The following is a 15572-nucleotide window of genomic DNA, read 5'->3' on the forward strand; positions in this document are numbered from 1 at the left end:
GATTATAGCGTTAATCAACCTTTTACACGAACGACCTAACCAACTAGTGCGCCGAGTTTTTTAGCTAGGTTGATTATCCAATGACAGACCGTGTGGATCGGGAATCTCATAGCCGCGTTGGTGGGTGTTGCCATACTCGCTCTTCATGCGTTTGTAGGCAAAGATCTCTTGCAGCTGATCGCGCTGTTCCTGATTGAGGCTCTGGTACTCGATATGGTATCGGCGCTGACTTGCATCACTGCTGGTATCAACGATACGCCCTACCACCTCGATCTGCTTGCTCTGGTTTTCATGCAAGTAGTTGATACTCAAACTGACTGGCTGGGAAGGGTTAAACGGAGTAGCCAAGGATGTCACCACCTTGAGTCCGCCCATACTGACATCTTGGGTGAGGCCCTGGGCGCGTAGATCGCCTTGAGTAAGTACATAGCTTAGGGCTACGTCCAGGCGAGGGAAGTTACGCTTGTCGTTGCTATCGCGCTGGATGGCGTGATGGCTGGTATCTAAATCGAAGCGATCCAGCAGATCGCCCACGGTTTCGCTGACCTTGGAGAGCTGATCAGCCACCATGGAAGAGGTCTCGGTTTTCTGGTGACTGTCTTCGATGATCTGATGTAGCTCGGCTTGCGAGGTCGCCATCACTTCTAAGTGCTGATTTTGTGCTTCGATCTGATGGTCGACCTGCTGCTGGGAGTTGGCCACGCTTTGGATGGTCTCGCGTACTTGATTGATGCCTTTGGCGGTCTCCTGAGACTTGGTTCGACTGTCGTTCACCTTCTCGCTGACCGATTCCATGCTGGTCACCACCTGCTCTACGCCATCGGTTAGGCGGGTAATCAAGCTGGCAATCTCATCGGTGGACTCACCGGTGCGCGCAGCCAAGGTTCTTACCTCATCGGCAACCACCGCGAAACCGCGTCCTTGCTCGCCGGCGCGAGCTGCCTCGATGGCGGCGTTCAGCGCCAACAGGTTGGTTTGCTCGGAGATGGCGCGGATCGCGTCAACAATGCCGTAGACCTGCTCTGCGGTCTGGCTCAAGTCGCGGATCAGCACCGAGGCCTTCTCGGTTTGCTGGGTGGTGGAGTCCATCATTTGGATGTTCTCGCCTACCAGGTTAGAGGCATTTTCCGATAGATCGAAACAAGAACTGACCAGTTGCACGGTATCTTCGGAAATCTCGTTAAGCCGCTGCGATGCTTCTTTCAGTGCTGAGGCGCTGTCACTCATGGCATCGAAGCGTTGCTGCTCAGACAGATTGGAGGCGTTGATCTGCGAGGCTAGTTCACTCACTTGATTCGATGAAAGGGTAATGCTGGAAGAGGCCTTACGCACATCGGACAGCGCTTCTTGCAAGGATTCACGCATCAGTTCGATATGGTGGGCCAGCATGCCAACTTCGTTAGCGGTGATGTATTTAGTGATCTCTTCATCCGGCTGCAGGTTACCGCGGCTAATGCGACGGCTGACCAACACTAGGTAGTTGAGCGGCTTCATGATGTCGCTAATCAGCAGCCAAGATAGACCGATGATCAACGCCAGAAAAAGTGCGCCAAGTTCCAGGCTTTCTACGATCAGATGATCCAGCTTCTGATTGGCGTAGCTTGTGTAGATGCCCACTGCCTTGTTCATTTCTGCCATCGCTTTGTGGTTTTGCAGCAAAAAGCGGCTGGCTAGCTGGGTGCGTTGGGTGTCGTCGGTGGCAGCCTCAAGCTGACGGGCCAAGTCGAGTTGCTGTTGCCAGTTTTGCTGAACGATATGCAGCTGATCGATAAACGGTTTATAGCTCGGTGCTGGCAGCTGGATTGGCTTGGTCATGCCCAGATCGGCGTAGGTGGTCCCACCTTTTAGCAGGGCATCGAGCGAGGCTTGGTAGAGGTCAGCGGTTTTGCCCGCCCCTAGCGCATTAGCCAGGGCTGATTCGCCAACGGTGACCCGGGCCAGCTCTTCTGCCGAGAATTTCTTGGTGAGCATACGCTGTCGTCCGGCAACGTTTATCACGGTGGCGTCATCGTGATTTTGGCTTAGCGAGTAGTACTCGAGACCAACCATCGACAGCAGCGCGATGGCAAAGAATACCGGTAAGGCAATCAGCTTATTGCGGATCGAGATCGACTTGAGGCTTAACATGGCGCATCCTTGCAAATAATTTCATTGTCAGTATAGAAGCTGCGCCTGAATTTGCTATTAGTTACGCGTCCTTACAACTCGCAGTACCTCGGGCATTATCCGGATCTTGCGCATGATGTCTGCCAAGTGAATACGGCTGTGGGTGGTGAGCAGCAGATCGACGGTATAGACCCGGCCTTCTTTCTCTTCAGTGACAATGTTCGAGATATTAGCACCGGTCGAGGCAACCACCGTGGTCAGGTTGGCCAAGATACCTTGGTGATTAACCATATCGATACGTACTTCGGTCTTGTACTCTGCCTCTGAGGCGGCTTCTTCCGACCAATCCACGTGAATGTAGCGGTCCGGTTCACGCTGGTAGCCAGCGATGTTCTTACAGGATTCAAGGTGGACCACCAGGCCTTTACCCGGGCTGATATGGGCAACCACATGGTCGCCCGGAATCGGGCGGCAGCAGTTGGCGTAGGTGATTAACAGGCCTTCAGCGCCTTTAATCGCGATCCGTTTGCCCTGCTCTTCTTGGCTGAGCTCTTCGCTACTGCCGAGTAAACGACGGGCAATCACGATGCTCATGGCATTGCCCAGACCGATTTCCGCCAGCAAATCGTCCAGATTCTCTGCTTTCAGATCATCGAGAACCTGCTCTAGATTTTGTGGGTTGATCTGATCGAGCTTGGTCTTGCCAAGGGCATGGTTGAGTAAGCGGCGACCAAGGTTCACCGACTCTTGGCGACGTTGGTTCTTCAGTAGCTGGCGGATCTTACCGCGCGCCTTACCGGTCACCACAAAGTTCAGCCATGCGGCATTCGGGCGAGCCCCCGGCGCGGTAATGATCTCAACGCTCTTACCGTTGGTCAGCGCCTTGCTCAATGGGTAGGGTTGACGATTCACCCGACAACCCACACAGGCGTGGCCAACATCGGTATGTACTGCATAGGCGAAGTCGACCGGAGTCGCGCCTTTGGGCAGCTCGATAATCCGGCCTTTCGGGGTGAACACGTAGATCTCATCCGGGAACAGATCGGTTTTTACGTTCTCGATAAACTCGAACGAACTACCGGCGCTTTGCTGTAACTCCAGCAGGCTTTGCATCCATTTCTGGGCGCGGATCTGCGCGGTGGTGCCACTCTTACCGCCTTGCTTATACTGCCAATGGGCGGCGACACCCTTATCGGCCATCTGGTCCATATGCTCGGTGCGGATCTGCACCTCCACCGGCACCCCGTGCGGGCCCACTAGCGAGGTGTGCAGGCTTTGATAGCCGTTACCTTTGGGAATAGCGATGTAGTCTTTGAAGCGGCCAGGGCGCGGCTTATACAGGCTGTGGGTAATCCCCAGCACCCGATAGCAGGTGTCGAGCTGATCGACGATGATGCGAAACGCATAGATGTCCATCACCTCGTGGAACTGCAGCTCTTTGTTCACCATCTTCTTATAGATGCTGTAGAGGTGCTTCTCGCGGCCTTTTACTTCAGCTTTGATACCGGCTTCTTCGATACGGCCACGGAACTCTTCGTAGATGCCGTTGATCAGCTCTTTGCGATTACCGCGTGCGCTTTTTACCGACTCTTTAAGGACGCGATAGCGCATTGGGTAGAGCGCTTCAAAGCCCAGCTCTTCCAACTCGTTTTTGATACTGTGAATACCCAAGCGGTTAGCGATGGGCGCATAGATATCGAGGGTTTCGCGGGCAATCCGTCGGCGTTTGTCTGGGCGTAGCGCGCCTAAGGTGCGCATGTTATGGGTGCGGTCGGCCAGTTTAATCAGGATAACCCGAATGTCCTGGACCATCGCCATCATCATCTTGCGGAAGTTTTCCGCCTGCGCTTCCTTCTTATCGCGGAACTTAATCTTGTCGAGCTTACTGACCCCTTCCACCAGGTCGGCCACATCGATGCCGAACTTTTGCTCAAGCTCCTCGTGAGTGACCGAGGTGTCTTCGATGGTGTCATGCAAGATGGCGGCAGCTAAGGTTTCGTGGTCGAGGCGTAACTCAGCCAGTAGCCGGGCAACCGCCAAAGGATGGGTGATATATGGTTCGCCACTAGAACGGAACTGCCCTTCGTGGGCATCGCGCCCCAATAGGTAGGCTTGTTTGAGGATTTCTACTTGGTCATTGCTCAGATAGCCGACGGCTACTTCGCGTAAGCTCTCAAATAAATACAATCTCTACCTCGTAAGCGGGCGGTAAGGGGCTAACTCGTGGTTTTAAGTATGAAAGCTTTGCCGTGCTTAGTAAACCAGCACGGCAGGCTTAGAGCTTGGAAGGAGATTCAGACTCTGATGGAGACGCTGACTTACAGACGTTTGTCAGCGATAGCCGCAACTGCAGCCAGTTCTGCCGCTTCACGCTCTTGGCGTTCTTGACGGTCTTGAGCGTCCATGGTCTCGGTGTTTACCAATCCTTCTTCGATTTCACGCAGCGCGATAACGGTGGGTTTGTCGTTATCTTCTTCCACTAGTGGCTCTTTGCCTTCTACTGAAAGTTGACGTGCGCGACGCGCGGCGATTAGTACCAGGTCAAAGCGGTTGCCAACCTGTTCTACTGCATCTTCTACTGTAACTCGTGCCATGCACAGCTCCGTTGACTAAAAATGACGCAAGATCCTAGCCGATCTGGCAGTGTTTTACCAGACCCGCAGGGGCTATTTTGCCAGTAAATCGGCGAGTAATTCTCTATGTTTAGCAGCTTGGCTTGCGCTCTGCAATCGCTGCGCGGTGATGATCGCGGTCAGCTCGCTCACCGCTTCATCGAAATGGGTGTTGATGATCAGGTAGTCGTACTCGTTGTAGTGCGACATCTCGCTTTCCGCTTCATTCATGCGTTTGGCGATCACCTCTTCGCTATCTTGGCCACGCATATGCAGGCGCTGCTCTAGTTCATGGCGGCTTGGCGGCAGGATAAATACCGATACCGCCTCTGGCATCATCTGCTTGACCTGACGGGCGCCCTGCCAGTCGATATCTAGGAACACATCGATGCCTTTGGCTAGGGTTTCTTCGATGGTGCGGCGTGAGGTGCCGTAGTAGTTACCGAACACTTCGGCGTACTCGAAGAAGGCCTGCTCTTCGATAAGCTGCTCAAACTGGGAATGATCAACGAAGTGGTAGTGTACGCCATCTTGCTCACCGGGACGGGCTGCGCGGGTGGTGTGTGACACCGAGACCTGAGCGGGGAAGGCCTTATGGCGCGACAAATACGCATTAATCATACTGGATTTGCCTGCTCCGCTGGGAGCCGAAACGATATAGAGGGTGCCTGTTGCTGCCATGGTGCGCTCGTTTACAAGATGCGTGGAATTAAAGGCGCCTAAGGGTACCATTTTCTGGTTAATTTTAAAGCCCGTTGGCAACTTTGCTGTGCGCAGGTTGACAGTAAAACCCGCCAACCGCTAGTACAGAGTGTAGAGCACGTAATTTACAGTTGTCGCAGGGGATGTCATATGGGCAAGAAGCTAAGCAAAGAGCGCTATGAGAGTGAGCTGCTGAGTCTGCAAACTGAGCTGGTCAAGTTGCAGCAATGGGTGGTGGCAGAGGGGCTGAAGGTGGTGGTGGTGTTTGAGGGGCGCGATGCCGCCGGCAAAGGCGGGGCCATCAAGCGCATTACCGAGAAGCTCAATCCGCGGGTGTGCCGTATCGCCGCGCTACCCGCGCCCAGCGAGCGGGAGAAGAGCCAATGGTACTTTCAGCGCTATGTGGCGCACTTACCTGCCGCCGGTGAAATGGTGTTGTTTGACCGCTCTTGGTACAACCGCGCCGGGGTTGAGCGGGTGATGGGCTTTTGCAGCGATGAAGAGCATGAAGAGTTTCTGCGCGCCTGCCCGGAGTTTGAGCGCATGCTGATCCGCTCTGGGATTATCTTGCTCAAATACTGGTTCTCGGTCTCTGACGAGGAGCAGGAGAAGCGCTTTAGCGAGCGCCTGAGTAATCCCTTAAAACGCTGGAAGTTCTCCAAGATGGACCTGCAGTCGCGGGCCCGCTGGGTGGAGTACTCCAAAGCCAAGGATGAGATGTTCGCCTATACCGACACCAAGCACAGCCCCTGGTGGGTGGTGGAGGCCGACAACAAAAAGCGTGCACGACTCAACTGCATTCGCCATCTGCTGAGTCAAATCCCCTACCAGCAAGTGAAGCACGAAAAGATTGAGCTGCCGGAGATAGACAAGAGCGGCTACGTGCGGGCGCCGATGCATGAGCAAAGCTTTGTGCCGGACTACTATTGATGAAGTCATACAGTCACAAAGTCATGTTATAACGCGTTTTTTCGCATGAAAGGCCTGTGAGCCAGCCAAGGCTGTGGAGAGATTATGATTATTGCCGGACACCGCGGGGTGAAAAGTGTTTGCCCTGAAAACACCCTTGTCGGGATCGCCAAAGTGGTGGAGTTGGGCTTGCAGTGGGTTGAGATCGATGTGCAGCTAAGCGCCGACGGGGTGCCGGTTATCGTCCATGACCGCACGGTGAACCGTTGCAGCAATGGCCGCGGCAAGGTGGGTGAGTTAACGCTCGAGCAGCTGCGAGAGCTGGATGCTGGCAGCTGGTTCGATGCGGCCTTTGCCAATGAGCGTATCCCTACACTGGCGGAAGCGTTGATGCTCTGCCAGCAGCTTAAGCTCAAGCTTAACCTCGAGCTTAAGGTCTATCGGGGGGATCACGTTGAAGCGCTTTGCCAGGCGGTGGCGCAGCAGCTCGCCGACTGTCAGTTTGCCAGTGCCGATCTGGTGCTTTCGAGCTTTGAGCATGAAGCGATGTTGCTTGCCAAACAGCTTATGCCCCACTACCTGCGCGGCCAGCTATGGGAAGGCGTTCCGCGCAACTGGCTGGCGCAGTTGCAAGCCTTGGATGCCTACAGTGCCCATTGCGATTGGACGCGCCTTAGCGAGGCTGAGGCGCGCGCCATCAAGCAAGCGGGTTATCAGCTCTACTGCTATACAGCCAACGAGCCGGCCAAGGTGCGAGCCCATCACCAGTGGGGCGTGGATATGTTGATCAGCGACAGCCCCCAAGCATTTATCAATGACCGCGAGCACGATTGGCTTGCGTGAGCGAACACTTCTCCCTAGGCTAGTCTGCTAGCTTATTTTAAAGGGGGCAGTATGCAGTGGAGTGACTTGCTGGGCGAAGAGAAACAGCAGCCATATTTTCAGGAATTGATGGCCAAGGTGGCCGCCGAGCGCGACGCTGGCAAGGTGGTGTACCCACCGCAAGATCTGGTGTTTGAAGCCTTCAAAGCCACGCCCTTGGACCAGCTAAAGCTGGTGATCCTCGGCCAAGACCCCTACCACGGCCCCAACCAAGCCCACGGCTTGTGCTTTAGTGTTCAGCACGGCGTAAAAACGCCGCCGTCACTGGTCAATATGTACAAAGAGCTGGCGCAGGACATTCCCGGATTCCAGATCCCCCAACATGGCTACCTGCAAAGCTGGGCAGAGCAAGGCGTGCTGTTGCTCAACACCGTGCTCACCGTTGAGCAGGGTCAGGCCCACTCCCACGCCAAATTTGGCTGGGAGCGTTTCACCGACACGGTGATTAGTCAGGTTAACCAGCACTGCGAAAACGTGGTGTTCCTGTTGTGGGGTTCACATGCTCAGAAAAAAGGTGCGGTTATCGATGCGCAGCGCCATCATGTGTTGAAAGCGCCACACCCATCGCCACTGTCGGCCCACCGCGGATTCTTCGGCTGTCAGCACTTCTCTCAGGCGAATGCCTACCTGCAAAGCATCGGCAAGGCACCGATCAACTGGCAGGTCTAGCTGCATAAGTCGAGAATAAAAAAGGTCGCTGAGGCGACCTTTTTAGTTTGGCTGTTTTAGTAAGGGCCGTACTAGCTGACTGGCTTAACCCAGAACACCGCCACTTCCACATCGACCACTTCAACTTCGGTGCCGGCTTCGATGGGCTGTTCACTTTTCAGCGCCCAGCTCACCCCGCTGTGGCGATACTGGCTAAGTCCGCGCTTATCGATTTCTTGCTCGCTGTAAAAACGCAGGCCATGGAAATCGCTGGTGACCCGCTTTGGGCTTTGCTTGTTCTGCATCTTCTTCAGCGGTTTCCACAGCAGGGCTGCGAGCAGCGCAGTGAGTACCGCGTTGCTCAGGGCAATGGTGTTCCAGCTGTCGCCCATCCACCCCAAGGCGATGAAGGTGCCGCTCAATACCATCGACAGGCCGAGAAACGCCAGGATAAAGGTAGAGAACCCCAATGCCAGCACCTCGAACAAGATCAGTATAAAGCCGCCGACAATCAGCAGTTGTGGGATGTATTCGGACATAAACAGCACCATAGGCTTAGCCTTTGTTTAACGCATTCAAAATGGTGGTCGCTTGCGCTACCAGTGAGCCAGCTTCGGTTTGACCATCTGGCAGCAATACCACGCTGCTCTCTTTAGCGATGGCGGCCTTGGCTTCAATGGCCTTGGTGGCCAGCTCCAGTTGTACCGCTTTTTGACCCATATCGGTAGAGGCGGCTTCACCGACTACACGTAGCGATTCAGCTTGGGCCTCTGCAACCGCGATGATCGCTTGGGCTTCACCCTGCGCTTTCAGTACCTGCTCTTGCTTCTCTGCCTCTGCCTGTAGAACGCGCGATTGTTTTTCACCTTCGGCAATGTTGATGGCCGCTTGACGCTCACCCTCTGACTCCAGAATCTTAGCGCGACGCTCACGTTCGGCCTTCATCTGCGATTCCATGGCGTCCATGATCGACATTGGAGGGGTAATATCTTTAATCTCGTAACGCAGTACCGCAACGCCCCAGGCTTGCGAGGCCTCGTTGATTTGCTCAACGATCTTGGCGTTCAAGGCATCGCGCTCTTCAAAGGTTTTATCCAGGTCAATCTTACCGATCTCTGAACGCATGGTGGTTTGCGCCAGTTGGATTACCGCGAAGGCATAGTCTTCTACGCCGTAGGTCGCTTTGTATGGGTCAAGCACACGGAAGTAGAGTACGCCGTCTACGGTCAGCGAGATGTTGTCTTTAGTGATCGCACCTTGGCTAGGCACGTCGTAGGCCTGCTCTTTCAGTGAGCGCTTGGCTGATACCTTGTCGGCAATCGGGATCAGGAAGTTGATACCCGCTTCTCGGGTGGAGTTGAATTTACCGAAACGCTCGACGATCCACGCCTCGTTCTGAGGAACGAATTTGATCGACGATTTCAGGATCATAATGGCAAGTACCAGCAGAATCACTGGAACGGTAAACAATGCATCAACTATGTAAGGCATAACAGGTCCTTCGTTGTTTTGAGGGGATAAACAATCTGCTCACTATACTCGCAATCGATGGGGCTTAACATCGCCTCAAGCGCAAATAACGATGATATTTTAATGACTTAGTTTCTGTAGGTGGTTACACCTCACATTAACCATACGCAAATTGTGTTTTTTGATTTGGGTCTCTACTCAGCCTGCCTGCTCTCGCGGTAATCTTGCCCCCAGTGCATCTAACACACAGATTTTCAAGGAGAGAACATGCGCAACAGCTTTGACCATCCGTTGCCCGACGCGGCTGGCTATTTTGGTGAGTACGGTGGCAGCTTCATCCCTGCTGAACTGCAGGCGATTATGGATGAGATTACTCAAGCCTATCTGGCGATCCGCCAGGAGCCAGATTTTCTGGCTGAGCTGGCTCGCCTGTACAAGCACTTTGTGGGTCGCCCCAGCCCAATCTTCCACGCCCAAGCCTTGAGCGAAAAGTACGGCTGTCCGATTTACCTGAAACGTGAAGACCTCAACCACACCGGCGCTCACAAGATTAACCACTGTCTGGGCGAAGCGCTGCTCGCCAAGAAGATGGGAAAAACCAAGCTGATTGCGGAAACTGGCGCGGGCCAGCATGGGGTAGCATTGGCCACCGCTGCCGCGCTGGTGGGGCTGGAGTGTGATATCTACATGGGCGAGGTGGATATTCGTAAGGAGCACCCGAACGTGGTGCGTATGCGTATCCTTGGCGCCAATGTGATCCCTGCAACCCATGGGCGTAAAACTCTGAAAGAAGCGGTGGATGCGGCCTTCGAGGCCTACATGGGCGACCCGGTTAATCAGTTCTATGCCATCGGCTCGGTAGTGGGGCCTCACCCCTTCCCGATGATGGTCCGCGATTTTCAATCGATCATCGGCAACGAAGCACGCGAGCAATTCCAAGAGATGACCGGTCAGCTGCCAGACAATCTCGTCGCTTGTGTCGGTGGTGGCTCCAATGCCATGGGCCTGTTCTCGGCGTTCCTGAACGATCAAGGCGTGGCGATTCATGGGGTTGAGCCGGCTGGCCGTACCCTTGATGAGCTGGGTGAACATGCGGCAACCTTAACCCTGGGTGAGCCGGGTGTGATGCATGGCTTTAAGTCCTACATGCTCAAAGACTCGCAAGGCGAGCCGGCCGAGGTGCACTCGGTGGCCAGTGGCCTGGATTACCCGTCGGTGGGCCCGCAGCACGCCTTCTTAAAGGATGCTGGTCGCGTTGCCTACGGCAGCGTGAACGATAAAGAGGCCATCGACGCCTTCTTCGAACTGTCGCGTTTGGAGGGGATTATCCCGGCGATTGAATCGGCCCACGCGGTGGCTTACGCCATCAAGCTGGCCAAACAGGGGGAGCAAGGCGCTATCTTGTTGAACCTGTCAGGGCGTGGCGACAAAGACATCGACTTTGTGGTGGAGCACTACGGCAAAGACTACGGTATCGAATCGTTGCTGTAGCCTGCGTTAGTCTGAATCAGCGTGCTGCGAGTCTTTTGGCTTGGCAGCGCGTTGTTGTTTTTGGGCCGGTGCTTGTGAGGGGCGGCTCCACAGAAATACCAGTACCGCGCTTAGGCAGCTGATTGCCACTAAACGCAAGGTGAGTGGCATGTCGTTGAGCAGCATGATGACCAGTGAGATCCCCACAAACAGCGTGGCCATCCGCTTGGCCTTCAAGCTGATCACCCCATCGCGTCGCCAATCTATAATCGGCGGGCCAAACTTAGGGTGATTGAGCAGCCAGTGCTCAAAGCGTGGTGAGCTGCGCGAAAAGCCCCAAGCGCTAACCAGCAGAAACGGCACCGTGGGCAGCAGTGGCAGGGCAATACCAAGGATGGCCAACAACAGCGACAGCCAGGCCAGGGCTTGGTAGAGCAGCTTTAACATCGCGAGATCCGGTCAGAGAAAACGCCAGTATTTACCCTTGCCCGGTTTCAGGCAAGGGCCTTAGTACGCTTTTGCGGCGCTTAGAAGCGGTGGTTGTACTGCAAGCCGGCTAGCCACACATTGCCGCTGGCACGGCCAGAGAAGACATCGGTTATACCGTTTAGATCGGTCGTTTCAGTAATATTGGCTGAGCGGAAGTGAATATAGGTCAGGCCAACATCGATGCTGGCGTTAGGGCTCAGTTGATAACCAACACCCGCGCTGTACCATAGGCGATCCGAATCTGGGATGGTGATGGTACGGAACTCATCGTCTACCGCACCCTTGTCATAGGCAAAGCCTGCGCGCAGCAGCCATTGCGGGTTGAGCTGGTAGCTACTGCCGATAGCCAGGCGGTAGGTGTCGTCCCAGTTCTCTTGTTTAACCGGCACGGTTACGCCTTCAACGTTGGCAGTCAGGCTTTCAAAGCGCGACCAGCCGGTCCAGTTGAAGCTAAAGTGCAGGCGTAGCGCATCGCTTAGCTGGTGTTCACTGGCAAGCTCGGCCATTGCTGGTAAATCGATAGGCAGGTTACCGTTACCCACAGGGCCGCCGATATCGCTGTTCGCGCTACCTTCCAGATCCAAGGTCACATGATGCTTGTAGGTCAATGCTACGCGATGCTGTGGGTTGATCTGCCACATCGCCCCCACATTCCAGGTCCAGGCGTGGTTATCGCCTTCCATGTCCAGCATGGTGGCGCCACCCGCTCCCGGGAAGTTAGCCGGTAGAGTGCTGCGGATGCGGCCTTCACCAATGATTAGGCTTGCCCCCGCGCCCACGCTTAGCTGCTGATTGACTTTGTAGGCCGCGCTGAAGTTGATGTCGGCGGTGGTGATCTCCGCCAACTGGCCAAAATGAGTAGCGCTAAAGTCTGAGCCAAACTCGACCCCGGTATTGAAGTTAGAGCTGGCTGATAGCCCCAGCCACCAGCGATCGTTTAGCGGAACGACGATAGAGGCATTCGGCACGATACCGCTTTGCGCAACGTCGTTGGCCGTCGACGGGCCAAAAGCGGCCGAGCTGCCGGAGATATCCACACGTGGGTCGACATAGGTGCCACCGACCGCGAAGCTGATGCTGTCGAAGTAGCTCATGGCGGCCGGGTTGCGGAAGATAACCGCAGTGCTTTCAACGTTGGCGGCTTCACCGGCATAGGCGCGGCCCAGGCCTCCAACAGAGTGTTCATTTAGCTGAAATCCAGCGCCGTAGGCCAGGCTGCTAGCGAATCCGGCCAGCACAACCGCAGTTCGAAGAGAAGAGGTAGAGATGCTCACGTTGCGTCCTTTTAGTTGTTACAGAGGGTTGAAGGAAGCAGGTGATGGTCTGGGCAAAACGTATCCGTACATAGTTGTAGAGCGATGTTGTGGAGCGATTCAGGCCGACGTAGCGCATTCAGCGAGCTTACTTCAGGGCGACGCATCCTAACTCTGGAGTTTTAACTCTAACAAGAGAAAATTTACTAAAAATAAAATACAGGATTTTATTCTGTTTGAGTTGGCCAAAGGCTGGTTTTGTGGTGTGTAACTAGCTGATATGGCTGCATTTTAAGCTAACGCTTGTACGCTGTGTCGGCGTACGGGCGTTAGCTGAATTGGCTCAATTTCCGCTTAGTTTTTTATGATCTGGGTGGCGGTTAAACGAAGGTGTCGATGCGCTTATACAGGCCGCGATCATCGGCTTGCGCTTGGTTATTGAAGCGCTGCTCGGTATCGAGTTGGGTACCCTGCACGCCCTGACCGGAGGGGCGATAAAGTTGGCTGGCCTCCACATCGCCAGAGGGTTGATTGAGTCCGACTCGATCATCCGGGCGGGCGGCGGTGGGGTTGTTGAGATCTTGCTGCTGCACCTTCTCTTGCGCAGTGTCTGGCTTTTGGACCACCAGAGTATTGAGGCTGTTAACGGCTCCGACTTGCATGGCGAACTCCTTGTCTTGACCAGACAAGTATAGCTAAGCCTGCTGATTTAGCTGGGCAGGCCAACAGTGGCGCTAGCGCTTAACAAGCACAAGGTGAGCGGGTGAAGTGGTTATACCGCTAGTGCAATCAGGCTACCGATGGTGGCGGCGGCCTTGAGGTACTGTCCCATGGTGTAGCTCTTATCTTCGGTTTCTTCGACTTGGGCGGGATGGTCCATGCCCAGAGCGCCATAGCTAAACGACTTCAATTTGCTGGGATTTTCATTGTCCTCGACGTCGGCAGCGGCGTTTGCTGTTGCTTGAACGGGCACGGTTTGCTCTGCGGGTTTCTCCGCCGGTACGGGTGCCTTCGCAGGCTGGGACGCTGCGGGGTAGTAGGGATTTGCTGAGGTCGCTGAGTTGATGTTCATTCGCCTTCCTTGCCGAGTACTGCATACAGCTAGGGTTATCGGCAGTGAGCAGGATTAGTTTAGTGAAGGCTTAGTTATAGGTAGCGTTGGAATACGGTCAACATACCTGACAGTAGTTCGTTGCAGGAACTATAGTTAAAGCACTAAAAATCAAGGAGGTAGCATGGAACAAGAGTTGGCTGAGTTGCAGGGCTATTACCAGATCATTGTCGATTATCTGCTGCGCTACAGTTTCTCGTTGGTTGCGGCACTTTTTATCCTGCTGATTGGCCTGTGGATCGCTAATCGGGTGGGCCGCTGGCTGTTCCGCTTGATGGAAGGCAAAGGCCTGGATGTCACTTTGGCCAACTTCTTAGCCAATGTGGTCAAAGTGCTGTTGATTGTGATGACTGTGGTGATCTGTCTGGGCAAGATCGGCATCAGTGTCACGCCCTTTGTTGCCGCGATCGGTGCTGCATCTTTAGGGGTCGGTTTGGCGGTGCAAGGGACCTTGTCCAACTATGGCGCAGGCTTGGCTATCATCCTCACCCGCCCGTTTGTGCTGAAAAATACCCTTAGCGTTAAGGGCTACACCGGGGTGGTAGAAGAGATTAATCTGGCCACTACCGTGCTATGCAGCGAGGATGGCGAGCGCATTACCATCCCCAATCGGCATATTGTTGGCGAGATCTTAATGAACACCGAAGCCAACTCGCTGGTGGAAGGGGTCATAGGCGTGAGCTATGTCACCGAGCCAGAGCAAGCGATTGCCCTTATCGAACGTACCCTTACGGAAATCGACGCGGTGCAAAGCGAGCCAGCGATGAAAGTCGGCATCGACAGCTTTGGCGACAGCGCTATTATTATCGGCTACCGCTTTTGGGTACCCTCCCAGCAGCTACACCAAGCCCGCTATCAGGCCAATCTGGCGGTGTTCAAAGCCCTCAAAACTGCAGGCGTTACCATTCCCTTCCCGCAGCGGGAAGTTCGCTTATTGGACAACACCAAGAGCAAGTAGAGGGCAAGCCTTTACTTGTTCATGGTATATAGCGAATGGTGGGTGATCGCCGCCGGTTTAGGCCAGTTCGGTAATCATCGCCTCGCGTGGGAAGCGAACCTTGGCGGCTTTATCTAGGGTGTTGAAGTCATCTTCACTGCGCTGGCCAATCGCCACTGCAACAACAGAGGTCAGGCCTTTGTCATGCAGCTCCAGCGCATCGTCCATCTGCTCCGGCAGGAAGCCTTCGATGGGGCATGAGTCCAGTTCCAGCAACGCGGCCGATAGCATGCACTGACCGAATACCAGATACACCTGACGCTTTAGCCACTCGATACGCATCTCATGGGACATGCTGTTTACGTAGTTGGTCATCATCTCAACGCGTTGCTCGTTCACCTCGCCACCGCGAACCTGTGCCACCAGCTCTTCAATCGCGCGGATCTCTGCCTTACCAAAGTTGGTTTTGGCACAAAACAGCAGTACGTGCGATGCATCTTGAAACTTGCCTTTGTTGGCGTCCCAAGCGGCCTTGGCCATACGGGCCTTTTGCGCTTGGTTGGTCACCACAAACAGGTGCCAAGGCTGGCTGTTGATGGAGGTAGGCGCTAAGCACAAGGTTTCGAGCAGGGTGTCGATTTTGTCTTGTGGCGCCGGATTAGCGGGATCGAATTGCTTGGTTGAGTAGCGTTGCTCCAACGCGGTTTTAAGCTGATTAATCATTCCTTCCTCGATATACAGCAGAGAAATATGCCCGAGGATATGCCCTTAAGCGACGCGAATGCAACCCGATCAGAGTCTTTACTGACAACAATGTGGGTATGGCCCGGGACTTTGAAGAATCTTCGCAACCAAAGGTAACGAATTGTAAGTGTGTGGTTACATTGGGCTTAGGTGATTGAGTTTCGTGGGGTTTCATCGGCTAGCCTGTATGGCCGCGTGAATTATGCAAAGCTTTTCATGATAAATGCAAAGGTTTTCAG

At 54.5% G+C, this 15572-nt stretch carries 16 protein-coding genes; 5 read left to right on the forward strand and 11 right to left on the reverse strand.

From position 1 onward, the window contains the following. Window positions 1–60: 60 nt before the first annotated feature. The 4 genes from G461_RS0106130 to gmk form a co-directional block, all read right to left on the reverse strand. Window positions 61–2127, reverse strand: a complete 2067-nt coding sequence (locus G461_RS0106130) for a methyl-accepting chemotaxis protein (protein ID WP_026971174.1) — start codon at window positions 2125–2127, stop codon at window positions 61–63. Window positions 2128–2184: 57 nt separating this feature from the next. Beyond that, window positions 2185–4293, reverse strand: a complete 2109-nt coding sequence (gene spoT / locus G461_RS0106135; protein WP_026971175.1) for a bifunctional GTP diphosphokinase/guanosine-3',5'-bis pyrophosphate 3'-pyrophosphohydrolase — start codon at window positions 4291–4293, stop codon at window positions 2185–2187. A gap of 131 nt (window positions 4294–4424) precedes the next feature. After that, window positions 4425–4700 (reverse strand): DNA-directed RNA polymerase subunit omega, encoded by a 276-nt coding sequence (gene rpoZ / locus G461_RS0106140; RefSeq protein WP_026958135.1) that lies wholly within the window; start codon window positions 4698–4700, stop codon window positions 4425–4427. A 72-nt stretch (window positions 4701–4772) separates the two neighbouring features. Further along, window positions 4773–5399 (reverse strand): guanylate kinase, encoded by a 627-nt coding sequence (gene gmk, locus G461_RS0106145; protein ID WP_026958136.1) that lies wholly within the window; start codon window positions 5397–5399, stop codon window positions 4773–4775. Window positions 5400–5570: 171 nt separating this feature from the next. Here gmk and ppk2 point away from each other — a divergent pair, with 171 nt between their 5' ends. From ppk2 to ung, 3 genes are all read left to right on the forward strand, one after another. Then, window positions 5571–6350 (forward strand): polyphosphate kinase 2, encoded by a 780-nt coding sequence (gene ppk2 / locus G461_RS0106150; RefSeq protein WP_026971176.1) that lies wholly within the window; start codon window positions 5571–5573, stop codon window positions 6348–6350. 84 nt (window positions 6351–6434) lie between these two features. Beyond that, on the forward strand, window positions 6435–7172 hold the full coding sequence (locus G461_RS0106155) for a glycerophosphodiester phosphodiesterase family protein (protein ID WP_026971177.1): 738 nt from the start codon (window positions 6435–6437) through the stop codon (window positions 7170–7172). Between the two features lie 51 nt (window positions 7173–7223). Beyond that, the gene (ung, locus tag G461_RS0106160; protein WP_035479562.1) at window positions 7224–7880 is read left to right on the forward strand and encodes a uracil-DNA glycosylase; all 657 of its coding nucleotides are present in this window, start codon (window positions 7224–7226) and stop codon (window positions 7878–7880) included. A gap of 71 nt (window positions 7881–7951) precedes the next feature. Here the strand turns inward: ung and G461_RS0106165 are convergent, their stop codons facing one another. Together G461_RS0106165 and G461_RS0106170 are read right to left on the reverse strand one after the other, a co-directional pair. Further along, window positions 7952–8398 carry an NfeD family protein gene (locus G461_RS0106165; RefSeq protein ID WP_245587160.1) on the reverse strand — a complete coding sequence of 149 codons (447 nt, stop codon included), beginning with the start codon at window positions 8396–8398 and terminating at the stop codon, window positions 7952–7954. Window positions 8399–8414: 16 nt separating this feature from the next. Continuing rightward, window positions 8415–9350: an SPFH domain-containing protein gene (locus G461_RS0106170; protein WP_026971180.1), complete on the reverse strand. Its 936-nt coding sequence runs from the start codon at window positions 9348–9350 to the stop codon at window positions 8415–8417. A gap of 246 nt (window positions 9351–9596) precedes the next feature. Between G461_RS0106170 and trpB the strand changes: the two genes are divergently transcribed. Continuing rightward, window positions 9597–10820 carry a tryptophan synthase subunit beta gene (gene trpB, locus G461_RS0106175; protein WP_026971181.1) on the forward strand — a complete coding sequence of 408 codons (1224 nt, stop codon included), beginning with the start codon at window positions 9597–9599 and terminating at the stop codon, window positions 10818–10820. A gap of 6 nt (window positions 10821–10826) precedes the next feature. Here trpB and G461_RS23465 read toward each other — a convergent pair whose 3' ends face one another. From G461_RS23465 to G461_RS0106195, 4 genes are all read right to left on the reverse strand, one after another. After that, the gene (locus tag G461_RS23465) at window positions 10827–11246 is read right to left on the reverse strand and encodes a YbaN family protein (RefSeq protein ID WP_051333393.1); all 420 of its coding nucleotides are present in this window, start codon (window positions 11244–11246) and stop codon (window positions 10827–10829) included. An 80-nt stretch (window positions 11247–11326) separates the two neighbouring features. Continuing rightward, window positions 11327–12562 carry an OmpP1/FadL family transporter gene (locus G461_RS0106185; protein ID WP_026971182.1) on the reverse strand — a complete coding sequence of 412 codons (1236 nt, stop codon included), beginning with the start codon at window positions 12560–12562 and terminating at the stop codon, window positions 11327–11329. 359 nt (window positions 12563–12921) lie between these two features. Beyond that, window positions 12922–13203: a hypothetical protein gene (locus tag G461_RS0106190; protein WP_026958144.1), complete on the reverse strand. Its 282-nt coding sequence runs from the start codon at window positions 13201–13203 to the stop codon at window positions 12922–12924. A 110-nt stretch (window positions 13204–13313) separates the two neighbouring features. Next, window positions 13314–13613, reverse strand: coding sequence for a hypothetical protein (locus tag G461_RS0106195; protein ID WP_051333394.1), 300 nt, complete (start codon window positions 13611–13613; stop codon window positions 13314–13316). A gap of 163 nt (window positions 13614–13776) precedes the next feature. Here G461_RS0106195 and G461_RS0106200 point away from each other — a divergent pair, with 163 nt between their 5' ends. Further along, complete coding sequence (locus G461_RS0106200; protein WP_026971184.1) at window positions 13777–14610, forward strand: mechanosensitive ion channel family protein; 834 nt, start codon at window positions 13777–13779, stop codon at window positions 14608–14610. Between the two features lie 57 nt (window positions 14611–14667). Here G461_RS0106200 and G461_RS0106205 read toward each other — a convergent pair whose 3' ends face one another. Continuing rightward, complete coding sequence (locus G461_RS0106205) at window positions 14668–15312, reverse strand: nitroreductase family protein (protein WP_026971185.1); 645 nt, start codon at window positions 15310–15312, stop codon at window positions 14668–14670. Between the last annotated feature and the right edge of the window lie 260 nt (window positions 15313–15572).

The sequence above is a fragment of the Aliagarivorans marinus DSM 23064 genome (genome assembly GCF_000429485.1).
GTDB lineage: Bacteria > Pseudomonadota > Gammaproteobacteria > Enterobacterales > Celerinatantimonadaceae > Aliagarivorans > Aliagarivorans marinus.